The sequence below is a fragment of the Pseudomonas batumici genome, from assembly GCF_000820515.1.
Classification (GTDB): Bacteria; Pseudomonadota; Gammaproteobacteria; order Pseudomonadales; family Pseudomonadaceae; genus Aquipseudomonas; species Aquipseudomonas batumici.
This window is the reverse complement of the sequence record NZ_JXDG01000022.1, coordinates 52395-76184: the sequence shown is the minus strand read 5'-3', so window position 1 is coordinate 76184 and position 23790 is coordinate 52395. Positions and strand designations below refer to the sequence as shown.

The following is a 23790-nucleotide window of genomic DNA, read 5'->3' as shown; positions in this document are numbered from 1 at the left end:
AATCCTTTGCGCGGTGGTCGATCAGAACGCGTGACCGGGTAACGGGTGTGTGGCGAACCAGGCTTGCGCCTCCAGATCCGGGACGGCGATGCCCTGGAAATTCAAGACGCGCATCCCGCGCTCTTCGCCCCGGTGATACAGCGAGCGGCCGATCCGCCTGGCCCACAGGCGACGGCGCAACAAACTGCTGACACACCGGGTGTGGCCAAACGGAGCGACCCAGTCGTTGATCCACAGCCGGTCACCGCTGTCCCAGTCCGCCGGAGGCAAGCACACCGCTGGCTCGCGCAGATAGCGCGCCTCGGCTTCGGCGCTGAGGTTCAGCCACGACAGGAAAAACACGGGGCGGCCTGCTTCGCTGATCAAAATGAACTGGCGCTTCTTGATGGCCGGCAACAATAGGGTCGACAGGCTGTGCAAGGGAGCATCTTGATGATTCGTCGAGTGCATCCATAGCCATACCGCCGAACCCAGCACCTGGGCTTCGTCGATGGGGCTGTCGGCCCATTCAGGGGTGAGCACCTCCAGGGTGTCGTGGTGCACGGTGGCCTCCTTCAAAATGACCAGTTGGCGCTAAAGCCACTGGTCACATCGGCGGTCTGGAAACCTTTGGGTTTTTCCAGGGGTTTGCCGGTGTAGATGTCGTAGGAAAACTGCTTGTAACCGCCGCGCAGGCCAACCACTGCACCTGCCAAGCGCCGGCCCGAAAGGTACTGGGTCGAATGTCCACCGACTTCGCCACAATCCACACCCAGGTACAGTTCCTGGCCGGTGTTGGCCAGGCTCAGGCCCAGGTCATTGCTGAAGGTCCAGCCGCGTTCGGCCGAAAGGATCTGCTCGCCATCGAAGCCACGCACGGTGTAGCGCCCGCCAATCGAAAAGCGATCCTGCGGGATCAGCGCCGTGCGGTTCCATTGCGCACGCCAGCCGGCGATGTAGCGCAGCCGTTGCTCAGCCAGGGTGAACGGCACCTGCAATTGCGCGTTGGCGAAAATGATCTGCGAGCGTGAGGTGCCTTCGCCGTTGTCTTCCTCCGGCGCACGCAGGGCATGCCGGGCGCCGGTACCACGGCGATAATGCAGTCCCAGGTCGAGGGTGCTGGTGCCGATGAATTCACGGTGGTTGATCCCGGCCTGCCAGCCGGCCATGCGCCGACGCTGGAGCTCGATTTCGGTGTCGTCGATAAAGTTGCTGGAGGTGCGGCTCCATCCGCCGAGGGACACGGTGGTCTTGCGCACCGCATCGCGATAGATCACCCGCGACAGTTGGATCTCATTCGTGCGGCTGCTACCTTGATAAGAGTAAGTCTGGTTGGCCCCAGCAACCGTCTGGTGGTAGTCGTACTCACTGGAAGTCAGGCTCAGTTGCCAATAGCCGTAGGGCACCGAATAGTGCACGGTGTGGCCCTTGGAACCACGATCGCCGCTCTCGCCGCCGCCCAGGTCGTGGTTGAAACTGAAATAGAACAGGTCATTGAGGGTGGCCAGGTTGTCCAGCGACAACGCCACGCTGCCTTGGTACTTGCCGGTTTGCTTGCTGCCGGAGTCGTCCACCGATAGGCTTACTCGTACCGGAATCGCTTGCCGCCAGGCGATGATTACATCACTGTCCCCTGGCTGCGCATCCTCGCCTTGGGCAGGCGTGATTTGCACATCCGCTTCTGCGGTAGGCACACGTTTGAAGTTTTCCAGTGCCTGTTCGATATCCCGTAGGTTCAGCACATCGCCGGGAGAGGCCGGCATGGCGTTCCAGGAGTTGGCACGCGAGGATGTGCCTTGGTCAAAACGGATGTGCTTGATACGGCCAGGTACCAGCACCAGCGACAGGGTGCCCTGGTTCAGGTCCTGGGCTTGCGCAAGCACACGGGTGGTTATAAAGCCGCGTGCGATGATCGCATTCTGAATGCGCTTCATAATCAGGTTGATGCCGCCGGCGCCGACGCAGTGCCCTTGCACTGGATCGTCCGCAGAATTGGCTGCCTGCAGGGCCCACTGGAAATTTTCAGCCTGGTCGCCGCTGAGTTCGATGTGGTCGATCTTGAAGCAGGGCGCTTCATTCAGCGGCAATCGCAGGTGGTTGGCGCTGTCTTGCGGGGCCTCTAGGCGAACGTCAGGCGAAGGCTCCAGTTGCTCGCGCTGAACACGCTCACGCTGTTGCTGAAGCAGCAATTGTTGGGCTGGCGCCCGAGGTTCAGCCGCCAGCACAGGAAGGCTGGCAAGAAAACCAACGACAGTACAGTTAACAACGCAAGAGCGCCGCAAACCAGACGGTTTTGTTCTGACTCTGACTAGAGCGTCGAAAGACATTTCGCATCCTTGTGAGTGAAGCTTCCTGCTAGCGCAGGCTTTGTCATCACAAAGACAAAAAAGTGCCATGCAAATGCATTGCATTGAGACGTTATCCGCAAAGTCATCCGCGTCGGAGAGCTTTGGGGTTTGAGCTTGAAAGCTCTAACTCAAGGAAAATAGCGGGTCGTTCACCGAAAAGGCCGTTCAATACCACCGTCATAGGTGACTTGGGCGATTGATCCGCAAGACTGATTGAAGCGCCCTCCTCCGTAGCCTGGCCGTTGGGCGGGCGCCACAAACCCCGCTTACCGCGTGAGTATCGAGGCCGGTGAAATGATCATCTTCTCTATCAGCGAGGCGATGTCCTTCGCACCGAAACACCGAAATTTAACGCTGCCAGCGTCGGTATCCAGACGCACTATCTTCGTCACAAACCCACCTTCAACACTGACCTTTCGAACCATTGCCAATGGCAGTTCAATATCCAGGGTCCCCTCCTGAACGATGCGGTTCATGAGATTGGCGCTCAAGCGAACTGCAGTTTGGCTAAGCACCATCTTCCCGCCAACCCACAACCCTCCGTAAGCTTCCTTGAAGGCCTCCAGCACATCGGCAACCGCGTCCACATCACCACACTCGGCTACGGAGTACAGATCGCTCACGGTGTCGTAATCCACCTGGGCGTCAGCCACCAGAAAATTGACCAGCTTCGACTTCACTATCTTTTCGACCATTTTCGCGTCCATGATTGGGTCTGGAAGCCGCGCAGTCTAACACTGGTGACGAGAGTGCTTTCGGCCAGAAGCGCACCTCCATGCCCTTGAAGCTTCGGATCTGTTCAACATGGGCACCGCTTGGAAAGACTTTTTGACCGATCGAAGCTACGAGGTCATCGAAAAGAAAGCTGACGGCGCGCAAGTGGAACGCAAGCAGGTCGAGCGCGTAGCAACCAACATCCATGACTGGACGCTTACGCAAGACGGCCTGTTGATTACTATTAACCCATACGCCGTGCTCGCCTACGCGTTTGGGACGACCGAGGTCATCATTCCGTGGCGCGACCTGAAGCCCTTTCTTGCGCCAAACGCGCCGATCCCGGCACAGACCTGATTTTCGTAAATGTCATCGGCTCAACTTCGTGCTATCTGCGGCATAGCGTCTGCAACGGAGATGCGGGCCAAGCCCAACCTCAACAGTTCCTTACGCAACAGCGAGCGCTCAAGCACAGCCGTTCCGGCCTGCCATTCGATCGGCAGCAAATGGCTCAACTTTTGTTGGCTGACCAAGGGTTCAGCCAGAAAGTAGCTTTTGCACTCGCGGATGCTGATGACGTTCAACAGCCAGTCTCCACCCTGCGCCGCCAGCCAGTGACTGATCGTTGAGCGATGCGTTCGGATCAGCGCAGCGGCATCCCACACCGTCATCTGCGCGAAAACCTGCGGCAGGTTGCTCTCGGCTTGCAGCCGCTTCATATCAGCCGCCAACGCACCAATCAGGTCCGACTCGATCGAGGCTTGGCACTCGGAGAAATACCGTTCGGGCCAGTCCTCTGCCAGTTTCGCCCGCCGCGCGAGGACGTCATAAGCCCGGATATCCGATTGGGTGGTCAACTGCCCTGTGAAATTCAGGGTATTGTCCAGAATCGCCGTGGCCAGCAACGCAGCACTTTGTTCGCTAATCAGCGGCAACAGATCTGCCGCCTCCCAACGCTGAAAAATCTGAGTCGCCGCTGCGCCGATCGGCAGAATGTCTGCCGCAGATCCGAGTTTCTGCGCCCAATAGCTTTCAAAGCCGGGGTGATGGTCAATGACTTCCACCACCTGATCGAGCACCACCACCGGGTCGAAATGGTGGTAGTCGGAGACATCCACCAACACGAACTCATCACCTGCTCTCGGCCGGTAATCGTCCAGAGATGATTGCCAGCCAAGCACGGTCCTGGAGATGCTGGCATTGAGCGGTGCGCTACTGACGGCCCGAGCCTCGACGCCTTGGTGATTCAACAGCTCGGCGTACGCAATGCAACAGGCGTATGCGTCGATGTCCAGGTACGCCGAGCCGGAGGTCACCACCCTCATGACACGTGGACCACAACGTGAGCTGCCGGAGCATTCAGCGCCTGGGCAATGCCCTCCAGAATCCGCCCATACGCGAATTGACGCTGTTCTTCGTCGATGGAAATACGCACGGTGGCCCCAGTGATCCCGCCCAGCATCGCTTGCAGCATACGTTCAAACGTTTCCCGGTTCCGTATCGACATTGGCTTTCCTTAAAATCCATTTTCCATAATTAAAACAGCGTATCAGCGTGCCAAAAGATGCCATGCTGGTCGAGGCGTATCGCTGCCCTTGTCGGCCTTTTTCAACGGCTGGTCGAACAACTCAGTACCGGACAAAGCTCAGTGATGGCATACTGCCTCTATTGATTCGTTATGAAAATGACCGTCCTGCATGAGCTTTTTCAGATCAGCCAGTAACGGTCTACCCAGGATGCTTCATCCCCCCTGCAAGAAATTCGAAGTCCATCCAAAGCTCTTCCATTTCCCCTGACAACAGACAACAGGACGTCTTATGCACGCTTTGAAAACCCTTCTCGTGACCTCCGCGCTCGTCATTGCGGGTTGCGCCAGCCAGCCTTCGCTGCCTCCGCCGGTATTTCCGGGAATCGAGCAGTCCGACAAAATCACCATTCAGGACTTGCGCCCACGTAGCGAGAGCGAAAAAGAAATCTTCAGCCTTCTGATCACCAGTAGTGCCTACGGCATTTATCGTATGGCGGACGGCTCGACCAAACCAACAGGCATGCGACTGCTGGCCCATCGCGCCTATGAGAAGTTTCCGGAGCTGAGCAGCCAACCGACGATCAAGGTGCTGCACTTTGCGACCTACGCCAACATACAGTCGCAACTGCGCAAGAACGCACTTCTTGCCGGGTTCACCGGCCCGATCGGCGTTGCGCTCATGGCGGATAAGAAGTTTCCTGCCGGAGACGTTCTGACCAGCCGCATCGACAGCACGCTGCTTGAAAAAACCGCAGGCGATGAGGAATACACCCGTGCGTATTTCAGTGAAGAGGAGAATCCGAAAAAGGCGCCGGTGAATCTCATCTATATCGATACGGAAATGCTTGGGCAACGTGTGACCACCCGCTGCCTGGTTCCGCCTGTGGCCTCCAAGCCCCACCTGTTCCTGGTAGAGGCGTTCGATATGTGCATCGCCAATCATCTGTCACTGTATGGCACCAATAGCCCACAGAAGGACACTGCTGCCAAGTGATTGGATGAGCGCTTGGGTCGGTTGCTGACTTTGGCGACGGCCAGTAATCGGCCCAGACTGTGCGAAAACGCCAACCGTCTGCCAGACATTGACACACAGCTCTGCACAGCCCTTACACGAAAAAGAGATCAAGCTGCCAAGTGCTTGATCTCTTTCAGAGCTACGACCTCAATCAATCGGACGGTTTTCCAACCCGGACGATTGGGAACGTAGGTCGGTGCGCCCTGGGCCCAGCACAATCCCTGAAATTAATGGGAGCTGTTTTCAACCAGCGATTCAGGAATGTCCCGCATGCCATGTAAAACGCGCCACACATCAATGTGCTCATCCTCGAGCTGTCCGAACCCTGGCACGTAGGGATTCGAAGTAATCGCCATCCACAGGAGCAGTGGGAGCCGATTCGGCCCCAGCCAGCAGCAGACCACGCAAGTGCTGTCGATCCTGATCCTTGCGAATCAGTTCCCGCACATATTCGCTACTGGTTCTGTAGCCTCGATGGCTCACTTGATCATCGACAAAAGACTTGAGGGCATCCGGCAGGGAGATGTTCATGGTGCTCATGGTTTTGTCCGTCTTTGACAAAATTTGCCAAAGCATACCCCCATCGCCCTGGCCCGCCAGTGCAGAAGGCATATCGAAATGTTCCGGCCTGCCATTGGATCGGCAGCAAATGGCTCAACTTTTGTTGGCTGACCAAGGGTTCAGCCAGAAAGTAGCTTTTGCACATGATTCCGAGGCAAACGCGCTGCACTTCGACAGCCTTCGAGCTGTATCTGTTGACAACGGCCTGCGCAATATCGAGAGTTGGCCGAGAACAGTAGCTCTGCCCCCTCATCGCTACCGTGCCGAAATCACAGATGGACCTCATGCTGTGGCTGCAGGCCATGCCCTTGCGAGAACAGCATGAAGAAAAAAACCGGCCTCTGCACACTAGTCACTGCACTGCTGCTCGCAGGATGCACCCACCAGAGCGTCTATCTATCCCTCAATGACGGCATGGAGTATTCGTACACCGTGGCCTACCCCATCCGAGGGCCCGAATATGTCCTGAGCGACCTTGGCGGCGAGCGGTATCTGCTGGCGCAGCAATCCCTCGACTATCGCGGTCAGGTGTCGAAGAACATTCGCTACTTCGATCGCCGCACGGGCGTGCTCACACCGATGGGACCGTTGTTCCTGAACAGCGGCGACAACATCCCCATCCGCTATTCGAGCGACGATCGCCAGGTGGTCGCATTCCTGCAGTATGGTGTCTCTCGCGACCTTAAAAAGGAATGCCTTCGCGGCTCCACGCTGGAAGAACGCTTGCAGACCCACTGCTACTACATCCGCGTCGAGCTTTCGATGGACGGTGGCAGGTCGTTCGCGCTGAGACATGTGGAGATTCCATCGGTCTTGAACGCTGGCAGCGGTGAGAACAACTTTGCGTTTGCAGCCGTGCGCAATCATGTCCTGTATATCGGTCTCAAGGCCTACAACGACGACAGCCAACAGGCAAAGGTTGCCCTTCGTCGCCTGCTGACGCGCCCCGGTTTCTACGGCGTGATCCTTGCGGCGCCGCTGCCGCCGCAAGGCAGCGGCCCGGCGCAACGCATCAACAATCCGCACCTCGTTGCGGACCGGCTGACCGGCAAGGAACTGGAAGACTTCGTCATCGAGCCCGCCCACAACACCCTGCGCGCCACTCCAAAGTCCCTCGACCTGCAATACGGCATCGCCATCCACGCGAGCGAAAGACGCAAGTACGTGGATGAACTAAGAGCCAGCTATCCAGAATGGGCCAAGCAGCAGCGACTGGACATCCCCGAAGAGGCCCAGGAAGAAAACCGCGACGAACGAGAAAAACGCGCCGCCGCGATACCCGCATGGCGTGACGATCCCATCGAATGGATTCGCTTCGACGAAGGAAGCTGAAATCATGAAAGAGCTCATTTCCATCAAGCGGGATCGCCGGGCGCATGCGATCAAGGTGCTCGAAGGCCCGCTCGACAACTTCCGTGTCGCCATCACCACGTCGATGGATATCGGCCGAGTGCGGTTTGCTCTCGACGGCATCGTGGTCGACGCTCGCCTGCGCGAGCAGAACACCAGCCCCGAGACCCTGCAGGCCCTGACCGACCAGCGTACGCCGGTGGTGGCCGGCGTTTTCGAGATGCACGATGGCACGCACGCACTCGACTGGCTGCTGCCGCAAGGCGCGCAGCAACCCATTGCACCCGAGCCGACGCAGTTGCGCAACGAAAAGACATGGAGCTCGCTGCCCCGCGCGCTGCGGCTGGCTGCAGCTGGCGGCCTGATAGGGGCTGCCACGCTCTTCCTGGCTCTCCAGATCAAGTCTGCCTGGAGTTTCCCGTTCCTGATCGTCGGCGCCCTGGCCATGGCAACCTTGATGTTCTCGTTGTTCCAGATCGCCTTTTCCTTCAGTGCTCTCTGGGAGAATTTCAGTCGCAGGCGGACCTTGCAGTTGATGGCATCGGTGATGATGAAGTACTGCGGGGCGCAAGCACATGGCCGCTGAACTGCCCGACATCCAGCGCGTCGAAGGACGGCTGAAGAAGCTGACGGCCAAGTCACTCTACAAGCGGGGCAACGCCTACAGCTTCGACGTTGATGGCCAATCGATGTGGTTCCTCACCAATGAGCGCTCATGGAACCCGACTTCACCCTTCCTGGCCGAAGGGGACCGCGTCGAGCTGGCGGTGCTGGATACGCCCCTCACACCGACCGGCGAGCGCTGGGTGTACGCCCTGCGCAACCTGGAAGACGATGGTGTCTACATCGCACACTTCGCCTGGCAAGGCACTTCGGAGCCTTACGCCGCGACACGCATCCCGCCCGGAAGCGAACACCGCTACGTCCTGGCACTGACCGCCCTGCTGATGGCCATTCTCGGAATGGGCGCCTGCATGGGCGCGGTGACGGGAACGGCAACGAACAGCGAGTCCTGGCTCTTTCTGGGCGGCCTGTGCGTCGGTGCATGGCTGCTCTTCGCGGTTCCGTTGTACATCACTCGCTGGCGTTGGAAAGCCGGGTTCCCCACACGCAGGCAACGCGTCACGGAGGCCGTCTATCGCTGCCTGGACCTGGGTTCGCCGCTGGCGCCGAACCGGCCCGTTCGGGCCGTGTAGCGCGCCACAGGATCGCCGGCGTCAATCGGGCTTGATGTTGGCCATCTTGATCACGCTGCTGCCGAGACTAGGAACGGGGGCGTTCAAGCTACACCGGATAGTGCAAGATCATGTGGCGATACCTGTACAGACTGGCGTCTTTCGTGAGGGCAGCAGACTATCGCGTCACTACCGAAGCACACCCACTTCATAGATGAAGCAACCACAGCGCCCCGATCAGGGCGGCAGGCATTACCAGCACCCCCAGGCGCAGGAAGTCCAAGGCACCGACGTGTTCGCCTTCACGGCGAATGGCAACCAACCAGAGCAAAGTGGCCAGGGAGCCGGTAATCGACAGGTTCGGCCCGAGGTCGACGCCAATCAGCAGCGCCGCAGTCGTTCGCACTGGCAAATCGACAATATGACCAACGGAGCCGGCGATCAGGCCGGTCGGCAGATTGTTCATCAGGTTACCGGCGATGGCAGAGACCACACCGGCGCTCCAGCTCGCCTGGACCTCGGAGCCACGCGCCAGCGCGGCCAAACCATGGGCCAGGCGGTCAATCACACCCGTCTGTGCCGCCGCTTCCACCAGCACGAACAGGCCCGCGACCAACGGCAACACGCCCCATGCCACGCCTCTTAGCACCGGCATCGGATTGCGCCGTTGACGCAAATGGATCAGCCCGGCCGTGGCGATGCCGGCGCAGAAGGTGGGTAAGCCGAGCTGCCGGTCCAAGGCGGAGGTCGCCAGCAACAGCACGCCTGTCAGCACGATACCCAGCGCGCACAGGCGTGCACCGCTGGACAACGGTTGCACGTCGATGGCCGTCGCCAGGGGCTGGCGGATCTGCTTGCGCTGGGCCAGACGCAGCACCAGGTAGGTCAGGCCGATGGCGGCCAGCGACGGCAAAGTGAATTGCCGCAGCCATTCCAGCAACGGCGGCATCTGGCTGCCGAACACCACCAGGTTGGCCGGGTTGGAGATGGGCAGCACAAAACTGGCGGCATTGGCGATGAAGGCACAGACGAACAGATAAGGCAGCGGCTCGGCCTTGGCCGCCTTGCACGCGGCGTACACCGCCGGGGTCAGCACCACGGCCGTGGCATCGTTGGAGAGGAACACCGTGACCAGTGTCCCCACCAGGAACACCAGGTCGAACAAGCGCTGGCCGGAGCCCCTGGCGTGCTGCACCGCGTACATGGCCAGCCAGTCGAACAGCCCTTCCTGGCGCGCCAGTTCGGCCAGCACCATCATGCCGATCAGAAACAGGTACACATCGCCACCCTTGGCGACGGCGGCGAGTGCCGTGTGCAGCGGCACCAGGCCAAACGCGGTCAGCAATACAGCGGCGCTGACCGCCCAGACATACTCCGGCACGCGCCAGGGGCGCAGGATGACCCCGCCGGTCGCAACGGCGGCCACGGTCCAGATGAGCGAGGATGAATCAAATACAAGCATGCAGTTTACTCAGGTCAATACAAGACTCGGCGCGGCATGATCAGGTGACGGCCGTGGGGATGATGGCGGGCTCCGGGGTGTCAATCTTGTTGCCCGAGCTATCACGGGTTTCCGGCATGGCAGTTAGGTGAAACGCTCTGGTGCAATGACTAGCGCTCAATTCAATAGCGAGCCGGTTCCGTCCAGCCGCCTTAGCGTTATACAGCGCCTGATCTGCTGATTGGAGCTGAGCAACTGCTGCTGGGCGACCCGTAACGCTCCTTCCACTTTGACCCTCGGAGACCGAGAGAAGTTACGTCCCATGTCCTGCTCACGAAACGGAGAGAAGTTGGGACCTACGGCTGAGCTGTCCAAACGGCCAGCTCATAGCCATCTGGATCAATGAAGTGGAACCGGCTTCCGCCAGGGAACGAAAATGTTTCGCGGGAAATAACAGCCCCCAAGGCTTTGAGCCGACGCTGCGCCTCGTCGAGATCATCCGAGTACAAGATGATCAACGGGCCACCGGGCCGAACGAGCTCTCCCGTAGTGAAGCCACCCGTAAGGCGGCCATCACTGAATTCTGTATAGGCAGGGCCGTAATCGACGAATGTCCAGCCGAACGCCTCGCCGTAGAAGGCTTTGCTACGGGCGATGTCGCCGACGTTGAACTCAATGTTGTCGATCTGTCGGTCTTTACCACGAACGCTCATGGGTGCCTCCTTGGCTGATTTCGAAGAGGCGATAATAACGCATCGACCGTTGTGTGGCGTTGGAGCAAATTGTGGTGGGTGTCGGGCTTTTTTATACCCACAGCAAACGCCCATGACGGAGATGGATCGGCATACCGAGTCATTCCAGAAGCGAAACCAAGTGAGGCTCAATTGAGGTCTCAAGCACCTCCAGCAGCGCCAGTGTCACCGGAAGCTTGAAACGCCGTGGGCCCGCGCTGCCAGGGTTGAGATACAAGGTTTCACCGCGCCATTGTATGAGCGGCTTGTGCGAATGGCCGGTGATCACCAGCCTGATGTCCTCATCAAGCACGGCTGGAACATCCGCCATGTCATGCACGAGCAAGGCACGCCATCCGCCCAGGTCAAGCCGTAGAAGGTCCGGCAGATGGTCTGCCCAGGGCGCGTCCTGGTCGTTGTTTCCGCGCACAACGAACAGTGGCGCGATAGCGGCCAGTTGCTCAAGAACCTCAGGCTTGCCGATGTCGCCGGCGTGAATGATCCTTTCGCAGCCCTTCAGGGCAGCCAGCGCCTCAGGACGGAGAAGGCCGTGAGTATCGGAAATCACGCCAACTTTCATGCAGGGCACCGCAACGGGTTAGAACTGGATAGCCAGTGTACCCACAAGTGCATCAGGCGTTTATGGAACCGCACTTCTTGGCACTCATCATTTTTATTCGTCTCGAGATGAAGGGTTCTTTCGCGGCCAGCAAGAGAACTCTCTTTCACTTGAATGAAATTTCCTAGAAAATCCTGACCGCTTGTTTGCGCCTGATCTCAGGGCTAGGCTTCATTTCGTCACTGCAAATTCAGTGATCGGGTTTAGCAGCCCATTGTGATCAGGCGCACGGCGCCACCTTCTACGAGGCGCTTTTTTTCAGCCTCCGTTTTATGGTGGTCGTGCGCAGGGCACTTCGGTGCGCCGGTTTTCCTGATCACCGGTCTGCTAACCTGCGTACGGCTGCCACCCCCTCGTTTAGCAGCGATGTTGGCGGCTCCCTAAACAGATCGGGAGTACCCACTCTATGTTCAAGATCACCCCCAATCCACCTGCAACACCCAACGTTGAAAACATCGATCCACGTATCGCCGACCGGGCTTTGTCTCACTACAACCTCGGTCCGGATGCAGGCTCGAAAGCTGCCCCACACACAGTGCTGCATGGTCATCTACCTGACCCCAGGAATCAGGAAGACGCCCTGGTCAACGTCTACTCGATTCTGCAATCCGCTGCGGCCACGGCCTATGAAAACGCCGATAACCAAACCGGTTCGAACCGCAAGGTGGCGATGGGTGTGGTGCACTTGATTGAGCTGGCGCAGCTGAAAATGGACTCGGTGCTGGATGGACAGGTCGTCAACGCTGGCGCCTGACAAGGCTCAGTAGCTACACGGAACACCGCGATGGTCATTAACCGAATCATCGCCATGCTTCAAAAATGTACTCCATGAGTACAGAATTCATCCGCCAGCATCTCAAACACATCCCCCCTCTTCAGGAGCCATCAGTGAACGCTGTTGACGCAAACCGCCTGAAGATCTGGCAAGCGCTTTCATCACTGTTTCTGGATACCGAAATCGACGGTTCAACCTTTGACTACGTTGCCCATGTCGTTCTCGAGAGCGGGTATTCTCCCAAAGAGGTTCACAACATTCTGTGGGGTGAAGTCTTCCCAGTTCTTGAAGGAAACCTCAAGAGTGTCGCAGGGGAATGGGTTGGCTGGCCAGATGACTGGCTACTGGAGCACCTCACGGTCATCAACGAACCTGAGGCCACCAACGGCGACAGTTGCCTTGTCAAAGAAATCGCCAGATGCTGGGAGCGTGTGGCAGCCCGGCTCCCATCAGCGTATGCCTGAAAATCCACTCACAATTCAATGCAGGACAAAGGAGGGTTCAAAGTGGGTCTTGATCTGTCTCTCGAAGCTGATGATGCACTGACAATTCCGACACTGGGTCGGGCCTTGGAAAAAGCTGGCGCCAGTGAAGTCATCATCGCTGACGGTGCTCTAGAGGCTTTTTTTATTTCCGGGCTAGCGGTGTGGACCCCTAGCGCGATCACCGACTCTGCGATTCATGCAGAGGATACGAAGGGTATGGATTTGCGCGTCGCTCTACGCTGTAACATCAGAATAAAGGGGCCCGCACCGGAGGGGCATTCTCCTTTGGACGATCTGGACAAAATAGCCCAGTCCATTGCCCAGATGTGCTCAGCCCACTTCCTCATCAGCTTCCAGTACGAACAAACCTTGTACTGGCGCAACGCTACGGGGCTTCATCGCCGATAAAGCGAGTGGACAAGGACCCGCATTGACAGCGGCATTCACTACACAAGGACGCGTACCGATGTTATCCGCACAACAGGCCAGCGCCATCGTGCTCGCCCTATACGACGGCATCCGCCTCCAGAGTTCACTGGTATGCACATTAGGAATCGTGTTCGCAGGTCAAATAGCTGCTTTGGGTTGTGGATTCAACCGGTCGATGCAACACTCCTTCTGCTTCCACAGAATTTAGTTGTGTTGCATCGACCGGTTGAATCCACACCCCTTAGCTGCCGATCGCGATGGTTCTGAATCAGGTTCGCAAGTCACCCGCTCTGATGAATTCGATGAGTGCTTTCAAGGCCGGTGACACATGGCGCCGCCGACACCATGCTGAACTCTTACGGAGTCCCGTTTCTTCCATGCAGGAGGTAGCCAGGTCGACGACTCAACCGTTCGTAATAGGCACTTACAGCAGGAAAGTCTGGATGATCGAGCGGTGTTTCAAACCACCGGTTAACCGACAGGCCTATCGGTATGTCTGCGAGAGAAAACCCGTCTTCACTGACGTAGGCTCCTGTTGATTCGAGTTGTCGATTCAGGATCTCCATGTGCTTTGACCACAGGCTGCAAGCGGCTGCCAAGGCTCTGCTGTCCTGATGTTCAGGCGAATGCCTGACCAACGACATGAAGGCATACGTCCACGATTTGTTGAGGTCCGACGCTTGCCAGTCTATCCATTGGTCCACCCGTGCTCTTGCTCTCGGTTGGACCGGATAAAAATGACTTCCGTTATAGCGAGACGCCAAGTACCGAATGATCGAGTTTGACTCCCAGAGCACGAAGTCGTCATCCAGGATCACCGGCACCATTGCGTTGGGGTTCAGCGAAATGAATTTGGGCGAGCGCGTTGACTTGAAGCCAGAACCCCAGTCCTCCCGCTCAAAGGGGATTTCGATCTCGGCGCATGCCCAGAGTACCTTTCGTACATTGATCGACGATGCCTTACCCAATATGCGCAACATTTCATGTCCTTATCGTTCAGGGTATTTGGTCAGGGGCTTTCGATAACCCGCTCGGATTTTTTTCTAGTGCGCCTGGTGCGATGCACAGGGGCCACTCTCACATCTGGGCGACGCAGGTTTACTGCGCCGCGCCAACCGCAAGCAGCCCGGTTCAGCGCCGCCCTTCGACGGCCATGCGCACGGCCAGCCCGTGAGGGCCGTCCCCATCAGCCAGCGTTGCACGATCTGCCACACGAGCCTGCTGGCAAGAAATGTTGCGATTGAGCCAGCCATGACGGCAATCAGCGCGTTAACGCTTACGCTAATGACGATCTGCGTAAAGCCAGGCACGATGGATTGCGTGAGCATGCTGCAGTGGTCGGCGTGTTGGGCTTGACTGCTTGCCAGGCAAGGTAGAGCAGATAGCGCGCGCCGCCGAGTCGCAGCGCGTCATACGCATAGGGAGCCGCCAAGACCAAGACTGTGATAGTAGAGCGGTCAAAGGGGGAACGTTAGATACAGATTGACTGACAAAGCGTCATACAGCGGTCGCAGCACTGGATATCCGCTCCCTGGGAATACGTTTGACTTCAACGTGAGCAATGGCTTGCACCAATAGCGCATCCAAACACTCTGGGCCGTAAGCGCCCACCTGTAGCGTTCACCAACCAGACATGCACCCTACAATCCTGCTATGACGGGCCATGGGTCACGAGCCTGGTAAAGCAGGGCTCGCTTTTCCTCTCCGCCGCCGGTGCGCCCTATGACTAATGAAGTCGGCTACTCCGACCCCAGTCACTTCACCCATGCATTTCGCAAGCACACCGGTCTTTCCCCAAGCGATTACCGGCGCCAGCGTTAGGGCTCTGCTGGCCGCAGATAGGGCTCGATAAAGCCGCAGCCAAGGATCTCGCTCAGGCGTTGCGCATCGTTCATTCGGCGAAACAGTCCAATAGTCTTCCACGGCGCGTGACCATCGACATTGGGCGCTCCCAATCCGGCCAACAGGTCGGCGATCAATATTGATCGGGTCTCGAAAGAGATACGTGTCAGCCCGGTGCTATTGCCGACGCCGGCATGGGCATGAGCCCCGGAAAAGGCGATCAGGCTCCCCGGAGCGATATCGACGGCAATCCCCTCCTGCGGGTCGATCGCTTCCAGCAGATGCGGAATAGCTTCGTCGGCATCCACGGCATTGCGGCCGTCTCGATGGGATCGCTGCAAAATGGCGCGCATATCGAAATCTGCGCTCGAATTACCCAGCGGTCGCTGCCAAAGGCCTGGATACAAGGCGACGGTACGCCCTGCCGCAACGGGATAGATGGGCGCCCACCAGTTGGTTTGTGCATAGATATTCGACCCCCAGGTATCGCGGTGAAACGCGATGGTGGCCGTCGTGCGGGCACGCGGCGTCGACTGCCCTGGCTCGCAATGCGGCTGAAAACGCAAATGCAGGCGATCGCACGCCAGGGTATCGGGGGCGATGCCAAGGCTTTGCACGACGTCCTGCCAACGCTGCTGGACCTCAGCCGAGCCTGCGAAGTCGTTCTGAATTTTCGCAAAGCGCTCAGTCTGCTCAGGGTGGCTCAAATGGCGATGGATCTGTTGCGGCGACCAGGGATGCAGCGCGTCTTCGAGGAGCGCACGCGTATATTCCACCAGCGCCGTCATGGGCTGCAGGTCAGTGAAGCGAATGATCTCGCCAGCATAGATCCGGTCATGCAATTGGCGAGCGGTGCTCGGTATGGCAAGCGAGCTGTACATAACTGGAAGTCCCCTGAAGGTGCGCCCCTGACTTTAGATCCACGCCGATTGTGGCGAAAGTGGCAGGTGAGGCGCAAAAGTGCGGATCAGGCCCTGGGGACGTGAACAACAGGCGACCTTCAAGCCATGAATGGGGTGCTTATGGCAGTTCTTAGCAGGCAGTTAACGGCCAAAAGCGCTCGGTCACGGCCAAAGAAAACCCAGGCGACGCAGACAGGCCGTCTAGACTCTAGTACTCCAGTGTTGACGGTTCCTGAAACACTAACCCCCAACATCTGTCATTCCAACCGAATTGACCTGAGTACACCCAATCATGTGTAAATCATGTGATTCAACCGCCGCCCCAGACACCAATGATCGTCGTCGTTTTCTTCGTACTGCCGGGCTAGGAGCTGGCGCCTTGCTACTGGCGGGTCTGCTGCCCAACAGGGCGATCCTGGCCGCCGAAAAAACATCGTCCCCCCCTAAACCACACAATGTCATCAGCCCCGATCAAGCGTTGCAAAGACTGATCGACGGAAATGAGCGGTATGTGACTGGGAATTCTAAAACACATGACTTCAAAGCTGAGCGCGAGGCACTGGTTTCCGGCCAGAATCCGTTCGTGGCTGTGCTCAGTTGCTCCGACTCCCGAATAGCACCCGAATATGCTTTTGACACCGCGCGAGGCGACCTTTTCGCTGTCCGCGTCGCTGGCAACTTCGTGACAGAAGAAGGTCTCGCCAGTCTTGAATATGGTGTTGCGGTACTCGGTGCTCCCCTCATTCTCGTATTGGGGCATGAGCGTTGCGGTGCCATCGAAGCCGGCATAAAAGCCGTAAAAGAGCATACGGTATTCCCAGGGCAGATACCGAAACTGGCGGACGCACTCAGGCCATCGGTTGAGAAAGTGCTCGATCAACCTGGGGATTTAGTGGAAAACGCGACGGTGCAAAATGTGAGGGTCTCGGTCGACAGACTTAAAAAAGCGACGCCACTGCTGACGGATGCGCTCGCCAAGGGCACTTTGAAAATCGTGGGCGGCATCTACCGTCTTGCCTCCGGCAAGGTTGAGATGATTGCCTGAATCAAGCGGTGCGATCACTTTACCGATAGGGGTGTCACCTTTTCTCGGGCTCTTTTCGTTCCTGCGCCAGTCCCGATGTCGCTTGCAGGTAAGCAGCAGTCGATTGCGACACGTTTTGACTTTTCGCTACCGGCCGCTTAGTGACTGCCCTACACTCGGATCAGCTGACGGATCAGCACCCTCTGGAAAAAGCCCGGCCCAGTGCCGGGCTTTTTACGTTGTGCCCTCGAGCGGACAAAATGCTCTCCCCTCATGAATGGACTCACTCGCATGCGCCTGCCCCTTTGCCCCTAGCCCTACCCTGCACCGCCTCCTTTACTATCCATGCCAGCACTGCATTCGGGGATGCATAGGGTGTATCACTCAGCATCAATTTCACCTCCAGCCAGCGTCAATCAAGGGTTCTTCGAAATCGCAGCAGCGCCACAGCCCCCACGACAGCGGTAAACAAAAGAAGTGGCCATAGGTCGGGCCAGATCTCGGCAAGACCGTTGGCCTTGAGCAGAATGCCGCGCACGATGCGCAGGAAGTGTGTGGCCGGTAGGAGCGTGCCAATGGCTTGGGCCCAGGTAGGCATCCCCATGAACGGAAACGCAAATCCAGACAGCAGGATGTTGGGCAGCAGAAAGAACATGGTCATCTGCATGGCCTGAAGCTGGTTCTGCGCGACGGTCGAAAATGTGTATCCCACCGCCAGATTGGCAATGATAAAGATCACCACGGCAATCGACAGAAGCCCAAGCGATCCAAGCATCGGTACCTGGAAGATGTAATGAGCCGCCGTCAGGATGACCGTACTCTGGATGGCGCCAATCAACACATTGGGCGTGATCTTTCCGATCATGATTTCCAGCGGTGTCGCCGGCATGGCCAACAGATTTTCGTAGGTGCCACGTTCCCGCTCGCGCGTGAGCGCGAGGCAGGTCAGCAACACCATGGTCATCGTGAGGATGACGCCGAGAAGGCCGGGCACAATGTTGTACTGGGTGATCGACTCGGGGTTATAGAGCAGGTGAGCGACGGTATTGAACGGTGCCGGTCCCTGCGCTCGTGACGCTAGCGGTCCAACCAGGTCATCTCGCAGCGCCGTCGCCGCGAGATTGTTGAATGCGGCCAGTGCATAGGAGCCTGCGGCAGGATCAGTAGCATCAGCCTCGATCAGAAGGTCTGGCGCTTTTCCGCGTACGATGTCACGCGTGAAGTTAACCGGAATCTCTACGACGAAAGTGACGTTACCTTCCTGTAGAAGTCGCCGTGCGCCTTGGGGATCGTTCGTCTGGGCAACAATATCGAAGTAGCTCGAGTTGGCCAGGGCCGCAACAATGGAGTGAGCAAAAGGGCCAGGATCGGCAACAGCTATGGCGGTGGGAAGGTGTTTCGGATTCACGTTGATCGCTGCCCCGAAGATGAGCAACTGCATCAGCGGCACCCCGAGGATCATCCCCAGCGTCAGACGGTCACGACGCAATTGCAGGAACTCCTTGGAAAGGAGTGCCCGGATCCGGCTCAATGAGAAGCTCATTGTGTCCGTTCCTGCAGCTGAATGAAGACATCTTCCAGACTGGGCTCTGCCTCTTCAACGACAAAGGCAGGTTGATCCCGATAAGTGGCCAGCGAACGCTCAAGCGCGTCGCGATCACGCCCACTCACATGGAGGATGGTCCCGAAAAAGGCGACATACTCAACGCCGGGCTGTCCACGTAACGTGTCCGCCAGTCGTCGCACGTCCCTACCCCGAATGAGGAATGTGAAAAGCCCGGACTGCGAGATCACTTCACTCACCGTGCCGCGAGCCACCAACTTCCCATCAAGGATGTAGACGATGCGATCACAGCGCTCTGCTTCGTCCATATAGTGTGTAGACACCAATACGGTCAGGCCGCCTGCGCTCAGACGGTGGATCTCATCCCAGAATTCGCGCCGCGCCTGCGGGTCAACGCCGGCAGTGGGCTCATCCAACAGGAGCAACTTGGGCTCATGCAGCATGCAAGCCGCCAGCGCCAAGCGCTGTTTCCAGCCTCCCGACAGCTCTCCGGCGAGCTGCTTCTGACGCTCGACAAGCCCCAATCTTTTTAGCGTTTCATCGACACGCAGGCCTAGGTCAGACATTCCATACATGCGCGCAGTGAACTCCAGATTCTGCCGGATCGAAAGATCCTCCCAGAAGCTGAACTTCTGCGTCATGTAGCCCACCTGGCGCTTAATGGCTTCTGCCTGCGTCCTGAAATCAAGCCCTAGACAGGTGCCGCTACCCTCGTCAGCACGCAGCAGACCGCACAGCATGCGAATCGTGGTGGTCTTTCCTGAGCCGTTCGGCCCAAGGAATCCCCAGACCTGCCCTTGCGGTACAGCGATGTCGATGTGGTCAACCGCCAGCTTCTTGCCAAACCGCTTGGTGAGACCGGTGATATTGATCGCCATGACGTCCATCAAAGCGGTCTCACTTCGACCGGTTGTCCGGGGTGCAGCGGCAGGCCGCCAGGTGCACGTGCTTCTGCCTTGAACACCAGTTTTTCACGGCTGCCGACGCTGAAAATCACCGGGGGCGTGTATTCTTGTTGGCTGGCAATAAACGTGATTTTCGCTTCCACCGGCTTACAGCCGTCGCAGCTCACTTGGACTTTTTGCCCCAGGTGAACGCTGGCGAACTCCGTCTCAGGCACAAAAAAACGGACATAAATACTCGCGGGCGGTAGCACAGACACAACGTTGGTCGAAGCACCCACGTACTCACCCGGATGAAAGTAGAGGTCCTCCACCGAACCTTCGGTTTGCGCCACGATACGCCGCTGTGACAACGAATAATCGGCGCCACCCAGCGATGCGGCCATTTGACTGATCTGCGCCTGCAACTGCGCAATGTGTTCGCGCGATTGCCTGGCGCTGTTTTCTGCCTGATCTCGCGTAGATGGAATGCCCGCGTTGGCATTCGCAAGGCCGGTCTGTCTGTTCAGCTCAATGGTCAGGAACTTTAGATTCACCTCTTCCTGCGCGAGCGAGGCTTTGGCCTGGTCAAGCGATGCCTGCGCCTGATCGCGACTGGTTTGCTGCTGGGTATCGTCCAAGGTGAACAACAGATCGCCCTTGTGTACTGCTTGCCCACGCTGAACAGCCACTTCCGTTAACCAACCTGCCTGAGGCGCGCCGATGAAGGCGTAATCTCCTTCTCCATAGCCGAGCCATCCAGTGTCAGATTTATCGCTGCAGCCCGCCAAAGGCAGTAGCAGAAATAGAAACCAAGCCCCCATAACGCGCGGTTTTGAGTGGCGAGCAAACAGGATATGGACGATGCTGGTTTTCATCTGTCGCTCTCACTCTTGCTCATGGAGGTCGGCACGACCTCCTGCCAAGATGGCAAGCCGAAGCGGTCAGGTCTCCCCGCAGTGGCAGGATCCACGTCGGCGCGGTTCCACCCTCAACGATAGAAGAACGGGAGCAAGGCTTCCCGTTCATTTGAGTGCCTCTCAGACGATTACCTGACCTCTGCTCGGACCGAGATAAGAAACTTAAGGTGGTGTCCGGCTCAGTTGAACCACAACACGATGACCGTGACGTGATGGATGTAATCGGCAGACGCTTGCGGGCGCAGGCGGCGGAGTCAATGAAAACGGGCGCCTTGAAGGGCGCCCGTTTTGTTTGTCAGGGACTGCGGGCAACGCGTGGATCAGACCTGCTTTACACAGACTGAATACCACGTTTACTGAACGTTTTTCAGCTTGACCACATCACCGGAGATCTTGGTGGTGTAACCGGTCAGGACCCAAGCCCAGAACCAGTTTTCCTGCACCTGGGTGTTGATCATGGCGTCGCCGCCCTTGGCTTTGATCGCCTCGTCCTGAGCACGAACAAAACGGCTGTTCTGCCGGATCGGAATGACGCCAAACAGCAGGAGGCCAGTGGCGCTCGCTTCACTGTGGCCGAGAACGGTGTATTGACTGCTGTCATACTGCTGGGTCTTCATCGAAGTGCCGGTGCAACCCGCCAAAACCAGGCCAAACAGAGCAACGGCAACAACTTTCCTGAGGTATTTCACTGTGTAACTCCATGAGAAAAGCCCGGGATCCATCTCTCGAGCGGCGCACAGTCTAGCGGATAAGATGGCCAGTTAGCATCATCACGTGCAGTCAGGTGAATCTCTCACCACCTGTGATAAAAATACCGTCCGTGGTTTTCACGGCAGAAAGGTACGTGTCTGAGATTGAAATCCTTACCTTCGGCAGAGGCTGCCGGGCTCAGACTTCACGTAGCAGCGAGCGGAAAAGTGGGTCTAGAAAGCGCTCTTTATCACGCCCCCATCGGCTCGCAACGCAGCTCCCGTCGTTGCCGACGACAGCGGACTGGCAATATAAGCCACGAGGGACGCAATTTCCTGCGGTGAGCCAAATCGCTTGATGAGCGATGTGGGGCGAACCTTCTCGAAGAATTCCTTTTCGAACGCTTCGAACGATTGGCCTTCGGCTTTGGCAAGGGTCTCAGTGCCCATTCGGCGTTTTTCAAGGTAATTGTCGCGTCAACTGTCTAACTATCGGGCTGTCATTGAACTCGAACACCATCAACCCAGCCTCACAACGTTCTTTGGCTATTACCGATACCTTTCGCGATATCGATGCCCCAATCCAGCGCGGCTTCCATGTCCAGCAGGTGCGGCCTTGGATCGTGCCCCTCGAAAATAACCGTGCCGTCCGGCCGGTAAACACCGATCAACAACTCCAGCGAGCCGTCCCTCAGTATCTCGGCCTTGACCTGGATCTTGCATCCGTTCGACAGCGTCTCCTTGTGGACCTCATGGCGCTCAGTCATTGCTGCACTCCTCCCGTCGTTGATACCCGAGTAACGTAAACCCCTATAGGCTTCATGCTCGAAGGACCGGACATCGACTCCCCTGAGGCGAACGGACAGTGTCCTGTCTTTCAGGAAGCTCGTTCACTGCTCCATCACATCATCCGCCCAACTGATCGCCGCAACCACTGTCGGGAAACCGATCGTGCTGGTCAGAGAGATCAGTGTGTGATGGATCTGCTCTCTCGTAGCGCCCGCTTCCAGTGCCCGCCTTGTATGACTGTGCACCGCGCCCTCGGAGCGGATGGCGGCCGCGGCACCGAGCTGAATCAGTTGGACCACTTTCTCGTCCAGTGGGCCGGCATGACGCACAGCCGTCCCCAAGGTCTCCACTGCCGCCAAGTACTCCGGGTACTGCTGTTTGAGATTTCGATAGGTCTTGTGCTCTTTCTTCTTTGCCATCTTTGTCTCCTCGCGAAACTGTGCCGACCTGCACCGACAGGCACACCTGCGGCAATGTTCCAGCCCGACTCATAAGGCGTCGATTACCTGAACGTGCGTAAAGCAACAGTAGGCTAATCTTAGTGCAGCTTATTGCTCACGATGCTCGCGTCTGCAGGTTTTGGTGTTTTCTGGAGAGCGTCTGCAACAGCTATTTCAGAAAGGCCCAAACCCTTCACGCAGGACTATGTGATGACCGAGCCCCTCCTCAGCCTTGACCAGCTCAAGCGTGCCGCCGCCTCCGGCGAGATTGATACCGTTCTTGTCTGCATGGTCGACATGCAGGGACGACTGGTCGGCAAGCGATTTCAGGTCGAGTTTTTCATCGACAGCGGCCATGAAGAAACCCATTGCTGCAATTACCTGCTGGCCGACGACATCGACATGGAACCGGTGCCGGGTTACGCCGCGGCCAGTTGGAGCAAAGGCTATGGCGACTTTGTGCTCAAACCCGACATGGCCACGTTGCGACGGGTACCTTGGCTTGAGTGCACGGCGCTGGTGCTCTGCGATGTGCTCGATCATCACCATCGACGGGAGCTGCCGCACAGCCCCCGGGCCATCCTGAAAAAGCAGGTCGAGCGACTGCGCGAGCGTGGCTATACCGGCATGTTCGCCTCGGAACTCGAGTTCTATCTGTTCGACGAGAGCTACGAGGCCATCCACCAGCGCAACTACCACAAGCCGAAAACGGCCGGCCACTACATCGAGGATTACAACATCCTGCAGACCACCCGTGAGGAACCTGTGCTGCGGATGATTCGCAAGCATCTGCAGTCCTGCGGCATTCCCGTGGAAAACTCCAAGGGTGAATGGGGGCCGGGCCAGGAAGAGATCAACATTCGCTACGCCGATGCCCTGACCATGGCCGACCACCACGTCATCATCAAGCACGCCTGCAAGGAGATCGCGCAACAGCAAGGCAAGGCGATTACCTTCATGGCCAAGTGGCGCTATGACGCCGCCGGTTCCAGCAGCCATATCCATAATTCGCTCTGGGATAAAAACGCTAAAAAGCCGCTGTTCTTCGACGCCAAGGCTGAGTTCTGCATGTCGAAACTGATGCGCGCCTGGGTGGCCGGGCAGCTCAAATACGCCAACGACATCACCTGTTTTCTCGCGCCCTACATCAATTCGTACAAGCGCTTTCAGGCCGGCACTTTTGCCCCGACGCGAGCGGTATGGAGCCGGGACAATCGCACCGCAGGCTTTCGGTTGTGTGCCGAAGGCAGCCCATCGATCCGTATCGAATGTCGCATCGGCGGTGCCGACCTCAACCCTTATCTGGCCTTCGCTGCCTTGATCGCCGCGGGCCTGGCCGGTATCGACGAGAAGCTCAAGCTCACGCCGCCCTTCGAGGGCGATGCCTACCTCGACGAGCACTTGCCGCAAGTGTCGAAGACACTGCGCGATGCCTGCACCGCACTCAAGGCCTCGACCATGTTGCGCGAGGCGTTCGGCGATGAAGTGATCGACCACTACGTGCACACCGCCGAATGGGAGCAGAAAGAGTACGACCGGCGGATCACCGACTGGGAACTGCAGCGCGGCTTCGAGCGCTATTGAGACCA

29 protein-coding genes and 2 pseudogenes are annotated in these 23790 nt (G+C 57.9%); 12 read left to right on the top strand and 19 right to left on the bottom strand.

Annotation, left to right across the window (positions count from 1 at the left end; all coding sequences use genetic code 11):
- Positions 1 to 21: 21 nt before the first annotated feature.
- The 3 genes from UCMB321_RS10655 to UCMB321_RS10645 form a co-directional block, all read right to left on the bottom strand.
- Complete coding sequence (locus UCMB321_RS10655; protein WP_040066254.1) at positions 22 to 543, bottom strand: toxin-activating lysine-acyltransferase; 522 nt, start codon at positions 541 to 543, stop codon at positions 22 to 24.
- Between the two features lie 11 nt (positions 544 to 554).
- Entirely contained in the window at positions 555 to 2168 is a 1614-nt protein-coding gene (locus UCMB321_RS10650) for a ShlB/FhaC/HecB family hemolysin secretion/activation protein (RefSeq protein ID WP_245220773.1), read from the bottom strand.
- A gap of 425 nt (positions 2169 to 2593) precedes the next feature.
- Positions 2594 to 3022, bottom strand: a complete 429-nt coding sequence (locus tag UCMB321_RS10645) for a hypothetical protein (RefSeq protein WP_040066250.1) — start codon at positions 3020 to 3022, stop codon at positions 2594 to 2596.
- Between the two features lie 100 nt (positions 3023 to 3122).
- Here UCMB321_RS10645 and UCMB321_RS10640 point away from each other — a divergent pair, with 100 nt between their 5' ends.
- Entirely contained in the window at positions 3123 to 3398 is a 276-nt protein-coding gene (locus tag UCMB321_RS10640; protein ID WP_280806651.1) for an RsiV family protein, read from the top strand.
- Positions 3399 to 3418: 20 nt separating this feature from the next.
- On the opposite strand, the gene UCMB321_RS10635 is transcribed toward UCMB321_RS10640, so the two are convergent.
- Together UCMB321_RS10635 and UCMB321_RS10630 are read right to left on the bottom strand one after the other, a co-directional pair.
- A complete protein-coding gene (locus tag UCMB321_RS10635; protein ID WP_040066246.1) occupies positions 3419 to 4366 on the bottom strand; it encodes a DHH family phosphoesterase in 948 nt (315 codons plus the stop codon).
- Positions 4363 to 4548 carry a hypothetical protein gene (locus UCMB321_RS10630; protein ID WP_040066243.1) on the bottom strand — a complete coding sequence of 62 codons (186 nt, stop codon included), beginning with the start codon at positions 4546 to 4548 and terminating at the stop codon, positions 4363 to 4365. Before UCMB321_RS10630 ends, UCMB321_RS10635 begins: the two co-directional genes overlap by 4 nt.
- Positions 4549 to 4858: 310 nt before the next feature.
- On the opposite strand from UCMB321_RS10630, the gene UCMB321_RS10625 reads away from it, so the two are divergent.
- Positions 4859 to 5563 carry a hypothetical protein gene (locus UCMB321_RS10625; RefSeq protein WP_040066240.1) on the top strand — a complete coding sequence of 235 codons (705 nt, stop codon included), beginning with the start codon at positions 4859 to 4861 and terminating at the stop codon, positions 5561 to 5563.
- A gap of 324 nt (positions 5564 to 5887) precedes the next feature.
- Here the strand turns inward: UCMB321_RS10625 and UCMB321_RS10620 are convergent, their stop codons facing one another.
- Positions 5888 to 6124: a type II toxin-antitoxin system ParD family antitoxin gene (locus UCMB321_RS10620; protein WP_040066355.1), complete on the bottom strand. Its 237-nt coding sequence runs from the start codon at positions 6122 to 6124 to the stop codon at positions 5888 to 5890.
- Between UCMB321_RS10620 and UCMB321_RS30680 the strand changes: the two genes are divergently transcribed.
- Genes UCMB321_RS30680 through UCMB321_RS10605 form a run of 4 tightly spaced genes read left to right on the top strand, consistent with a single transcriptional unit; the run spans position 6114 to position 8691 of the window.
- On the top strand, positions 6114 to 6470 hold the full coding sequence (locus tag UCMB321_RS30680; RefSeq protein ID WP_157015905.1) for a hypothetical protein: 357 nt from the start codon (positions 6114 to 6116) through the stop codon (positions 6468 to 6470). The two genes, UCMB321_RS10620 and UCMB321_RS30680, sit on opposite strands and share 11 nt — an antisense overlap.
- Complete coding sequence (locus UCMB321_RS10615; RefSeq protein WP_157015903.1) at positions 6467 to 7477, top strand: hypothetical protein; 1011 nt, start codon at positions 6467 to 6469, stop codon at positions 7475 to 7477. Before UCMB321_RS30680 ends, UCMB321_RS10615 begins: the two co-directional genes overlap by 4 nt.
- Before the next feature lie 4 nt (positions 7478 to 7481).
- Positions 7482 to 8081, top strand: coding sequence for a hypothetical protein (locus tag UCMB321_RS10610; protein WP_040066235.1), 600 nt, complete (start codon positions 7482 to 7484; stop codon positions 8079 to 8081).
- Positions 8071 to 8691: a hypothetical protein gene (locus UCMB321_RS10605; RefSeq protein ID WP_040066233.1), complete on the top strand. Its 621-nt coding sequence runs from the start codon at positions 8071 to 8073 to the stop codon at positions 8689 to 8691. The genes UCMB321_RS10610 and UCMB321_RS10605 overlap by 11 nt, the downstream gene beginning before the upstream one ends.
- Before the next feature lie 187 nt (positions 8692 to 8878).
- Here the strand turns inward: UCMB321_RS10605 and UCMB321_RS10600 are convergent, their stop codons facing one another.
- The 3 genes from UCMB321_RS10600 to UCMB321_RS10590 all read right to left on the bottom strand — a co-directional run bounded on the left by UCMB321_RS10600 (position 8879) and on the right by UCMB321_RS10590 (position 11422).
- Positions 8879 to 10132: an arsenic transporter gene (locus UCMB321_RS10600; protein WP_040066230.1), complete on the bottom strand. Its 1254-nt coding sequence runs from the start codon at positions 10130 to 10132 to the stop codon at positions 8879 to 8881.
- Positions 10133 to 10467: 335 nt separating this feature from the next.
- Complete coding sequence (locus UCMB321_RS10595; RefSeq protein WP_040066228.1) at positions 10468 to 10824, bottom strand: VOC family protein; 357 nt, start codon at positions 10822 to 10824, stop codon at positions 10468 to 10470.
- 139 nt (positions 10825 to 10963) lie between these two features.
- Complete coding sequence (locus tag UCMB321_RS10590) at positions 10964 to 11422, bottom strand: metallophosphoesterase family protein (protein WP_040066225.1); 459 nt, start codon at positions 11420 to 11422, stop codon at positions 10964 to 10966.
- Positions 11423 to 11867: 445 nt separating this feature from the next.
- Here UCMB321_RS10590 and UCMB321_RS10585 point away from each other — a divergent pair, with 445 nt between their 5' ends.
- From UCMB321_RS10585 to UCMB321_RS10575, 3 genes are all read left to right on the top strand, one after another.
- The gene (locus UCMB321_RS10585; RefSeq protein WP_040066223.1) at positions 11868 to 12215 is read left to right on the top strand and encodes a DUF6124 family protein; all 348 of its coding nucleotides are present in this window, start codon (positions 11868 to 11870) and stop codon (positions 12213 to 12215) included.
- A gap of 74 nt (positions 12216 to 12289) precedes the next feature.
- A complete protein-coding gene (locus UCMB321_RS10580; protein WP_245220772.1) occupies positions 12290 to 12700 on the top strand; it encodes a DUF7079 family protein in 411 nt (136 codons plus the stop codon).
- Between the two features lie 42 nt (positions 12701 to 12742).
- Positions 12743 to 13129 (top strand): hypothetical protein, encoded by a 387-nt coding sequence (locus UCMB321_RS10575; RefSeq protein WP_040066221.1) that lies wholly within the window; start codon positions 12743 to 12745, stop codon positions 13127 to 13129.
- A gap of 377 nt (positions 13130 to 13506) precedes the next feature.
- Here UCMB321_RS10575 and UCMB321_RS10570 read toward each other — a convergent pair whose 3' ends face one another.
- Entirely contained in the window at positions 13507 to 14130 is a 624-nt protein-coding gene (locus UCMB321_RS10570) for a glutathione S-transferase family protein (protein WP_040066219.1), read from the bottom strand.
- Positions 14131 to 14281: 151 nt separating this feature from the next.
- Positions 14282 to 14597: pseudogene (locus UCMB321_RS30000) on the bottom strand (LysE family translocator); the annotation flags it as partial.
- 275 nt (positions 14598 to 14872) lie between these two features.
- Here UCMB321_RS30000 and UCMB321_RS29995 point away from each other — a divergent pair.
- Positions 14873 to 14971: a helix-turn-helix domain-containing protein gene (locus UCMB321_RS29995; protein WP_084614903.1), complete on the top strand. Its 99-nt coding sequence runs from the start codon at positions 14873 to 14875 to the stop codon at positions 14969 to 14971.
- Here the strand turns inward: UCMB321_RS29995 and UCMB321_RS10565 are convergent.
- On the bottom strand, positions 14968 to 15873 hold the full coding sequence (locus tag UCMB321_RS10565) for a hypothetical protein (protein ID WP_040066217.1): 906 nt from the start codon (positions 15871 to 15873) through the stop codon (positions 14968 to 14970). The genes UCMB321_RS29995 and UCMB321_RS10565 overlap by 4 nt on opposite strands.
- 313 nt (positions 15874 to 16186) lie before the next feature.
- Between UCMB321_RS10565 and UCMB321_RS10560 the strand changes: the two genes are divergently transcribed.
- Complete coding sequence (locus UCMB321_RS10560; protein ID WP_040066215.1) at positions 16187 to 16939, top strand: carbonic anhydrase; 753 nt, start codon at positions 16187 to 16189, stop codon at positions 16937 to 16939.
- Positions 16940 to 17330: 391 nt separating this feature from the next.
- Here the strand turns inward: UCMB321_RS10560 and UCMB321_RS10555 are convergent, their stop codons facing one another.
- The 7 genes and pseudogenes from UCMB321_RS10555 to UCMB321_RS10525 all read right to left on the bottom strand — a co-directional run bounded on the left by UCMB321_RS10555 (position 17331) and on the right by UCMB321_RS10525 (position 22180).
- Positions 17331 to 18461: an ABC transporter permease gene (locus tag UCMB321_RS10555; protein ID WP_040066213.1), complete on the bottom strand. Its 1131-nt coding sequence runs from the start codon at positions 18459 to 18461 to the stop codon at positions 17331 to 17333.
- Entirely contained in the window at positions 18458 to 19360 is a 903-nt protein-coding gene (locus UCMB321_RS10550; RefSeq protein ID WP_209437156.1) for an ABC transporter ATP-binding protein, read from the bottom strand. Before UCMB321_RS10550 ends, UCMB321_RS10555 begins: the two co-directional genes overlap by 4 nt.
- An 8-nt stretch (positions 19361 to 19368) precedes the next feature.
- The gene (locus tag UCMB321_RS10545) at positions 19369 to 20241 is read right to left on the bottom strand and encodes an HlyD family secretion protein (RefSeq protein ID WP_084614901.1); all 873 of its coding nucleotides are present in this window, start codon (positions 20239 to 20241) and stop codon (positions 19369 to 19371) included.
- A 395-nt stretch (positions 20242 to 20636) separates the two neighbouring features.
- On the bottom strand, positions 20637 to 20972 hold the full coding sequence (locus tag UCMB321_RS10540) for a lipoprotein (protein ID WP_040066210.1): 336 nt from the start codon (positions 20970 to 20972) through the stop codon (positions 20637 to 20639).
- Positions 20973 to 21206: 234 nt separating this feature from the next.
- A pseudogene (locus UCMB321_RS10535) lies at positions 21207 to 21413 on the bottom strand (SDR family oxidoreductase); the annotation flags it as partial.
- An 89-nt stretch (positions 21414 to 21502) separates the two neighbouring features.
- Positions 21503 to 21739: a hypothetical protein gene (locus UCMB321_RS10530; protein ID WP_040066207.1), complete on the bottom strand. Its 237-nt coding sequence runs from the start codon at positions 21737 to 21739 to the stop codon at positions 21503 to 21505.
- A gap of 123 nt (positions 21740 to 21862) precedes the next feature.
- Positions 21863 to 22180: a carboxymuconolactone decarboxylase family protein gene (locus UCMB321_RS10525; RefSeq protein WP_040066205.1), complete on the bottom strand. Its 318-nt coding sequence runs from the start codon at positions 22178 to 22180 to the stop codon at positions 21863 to 21865.
- 231 nt (positions 22181 to 22411) lie between these two features.
- Here UCMB321_RS10525 and UCMB321_RS10520 point away from each other — a divergent pair, with 231 nt between their 5' ends.
- Entirely contained in the window at positions 22412 to 23785 is a 1374-nt protein-coding gene (locus tag UCMB321_RS10520; protein ID WP_040066202.1) for a glutamine synthetase family protein, read from the top strand.
- Positions 23786 to 23790: the final 5 nt, after the last annotated feature.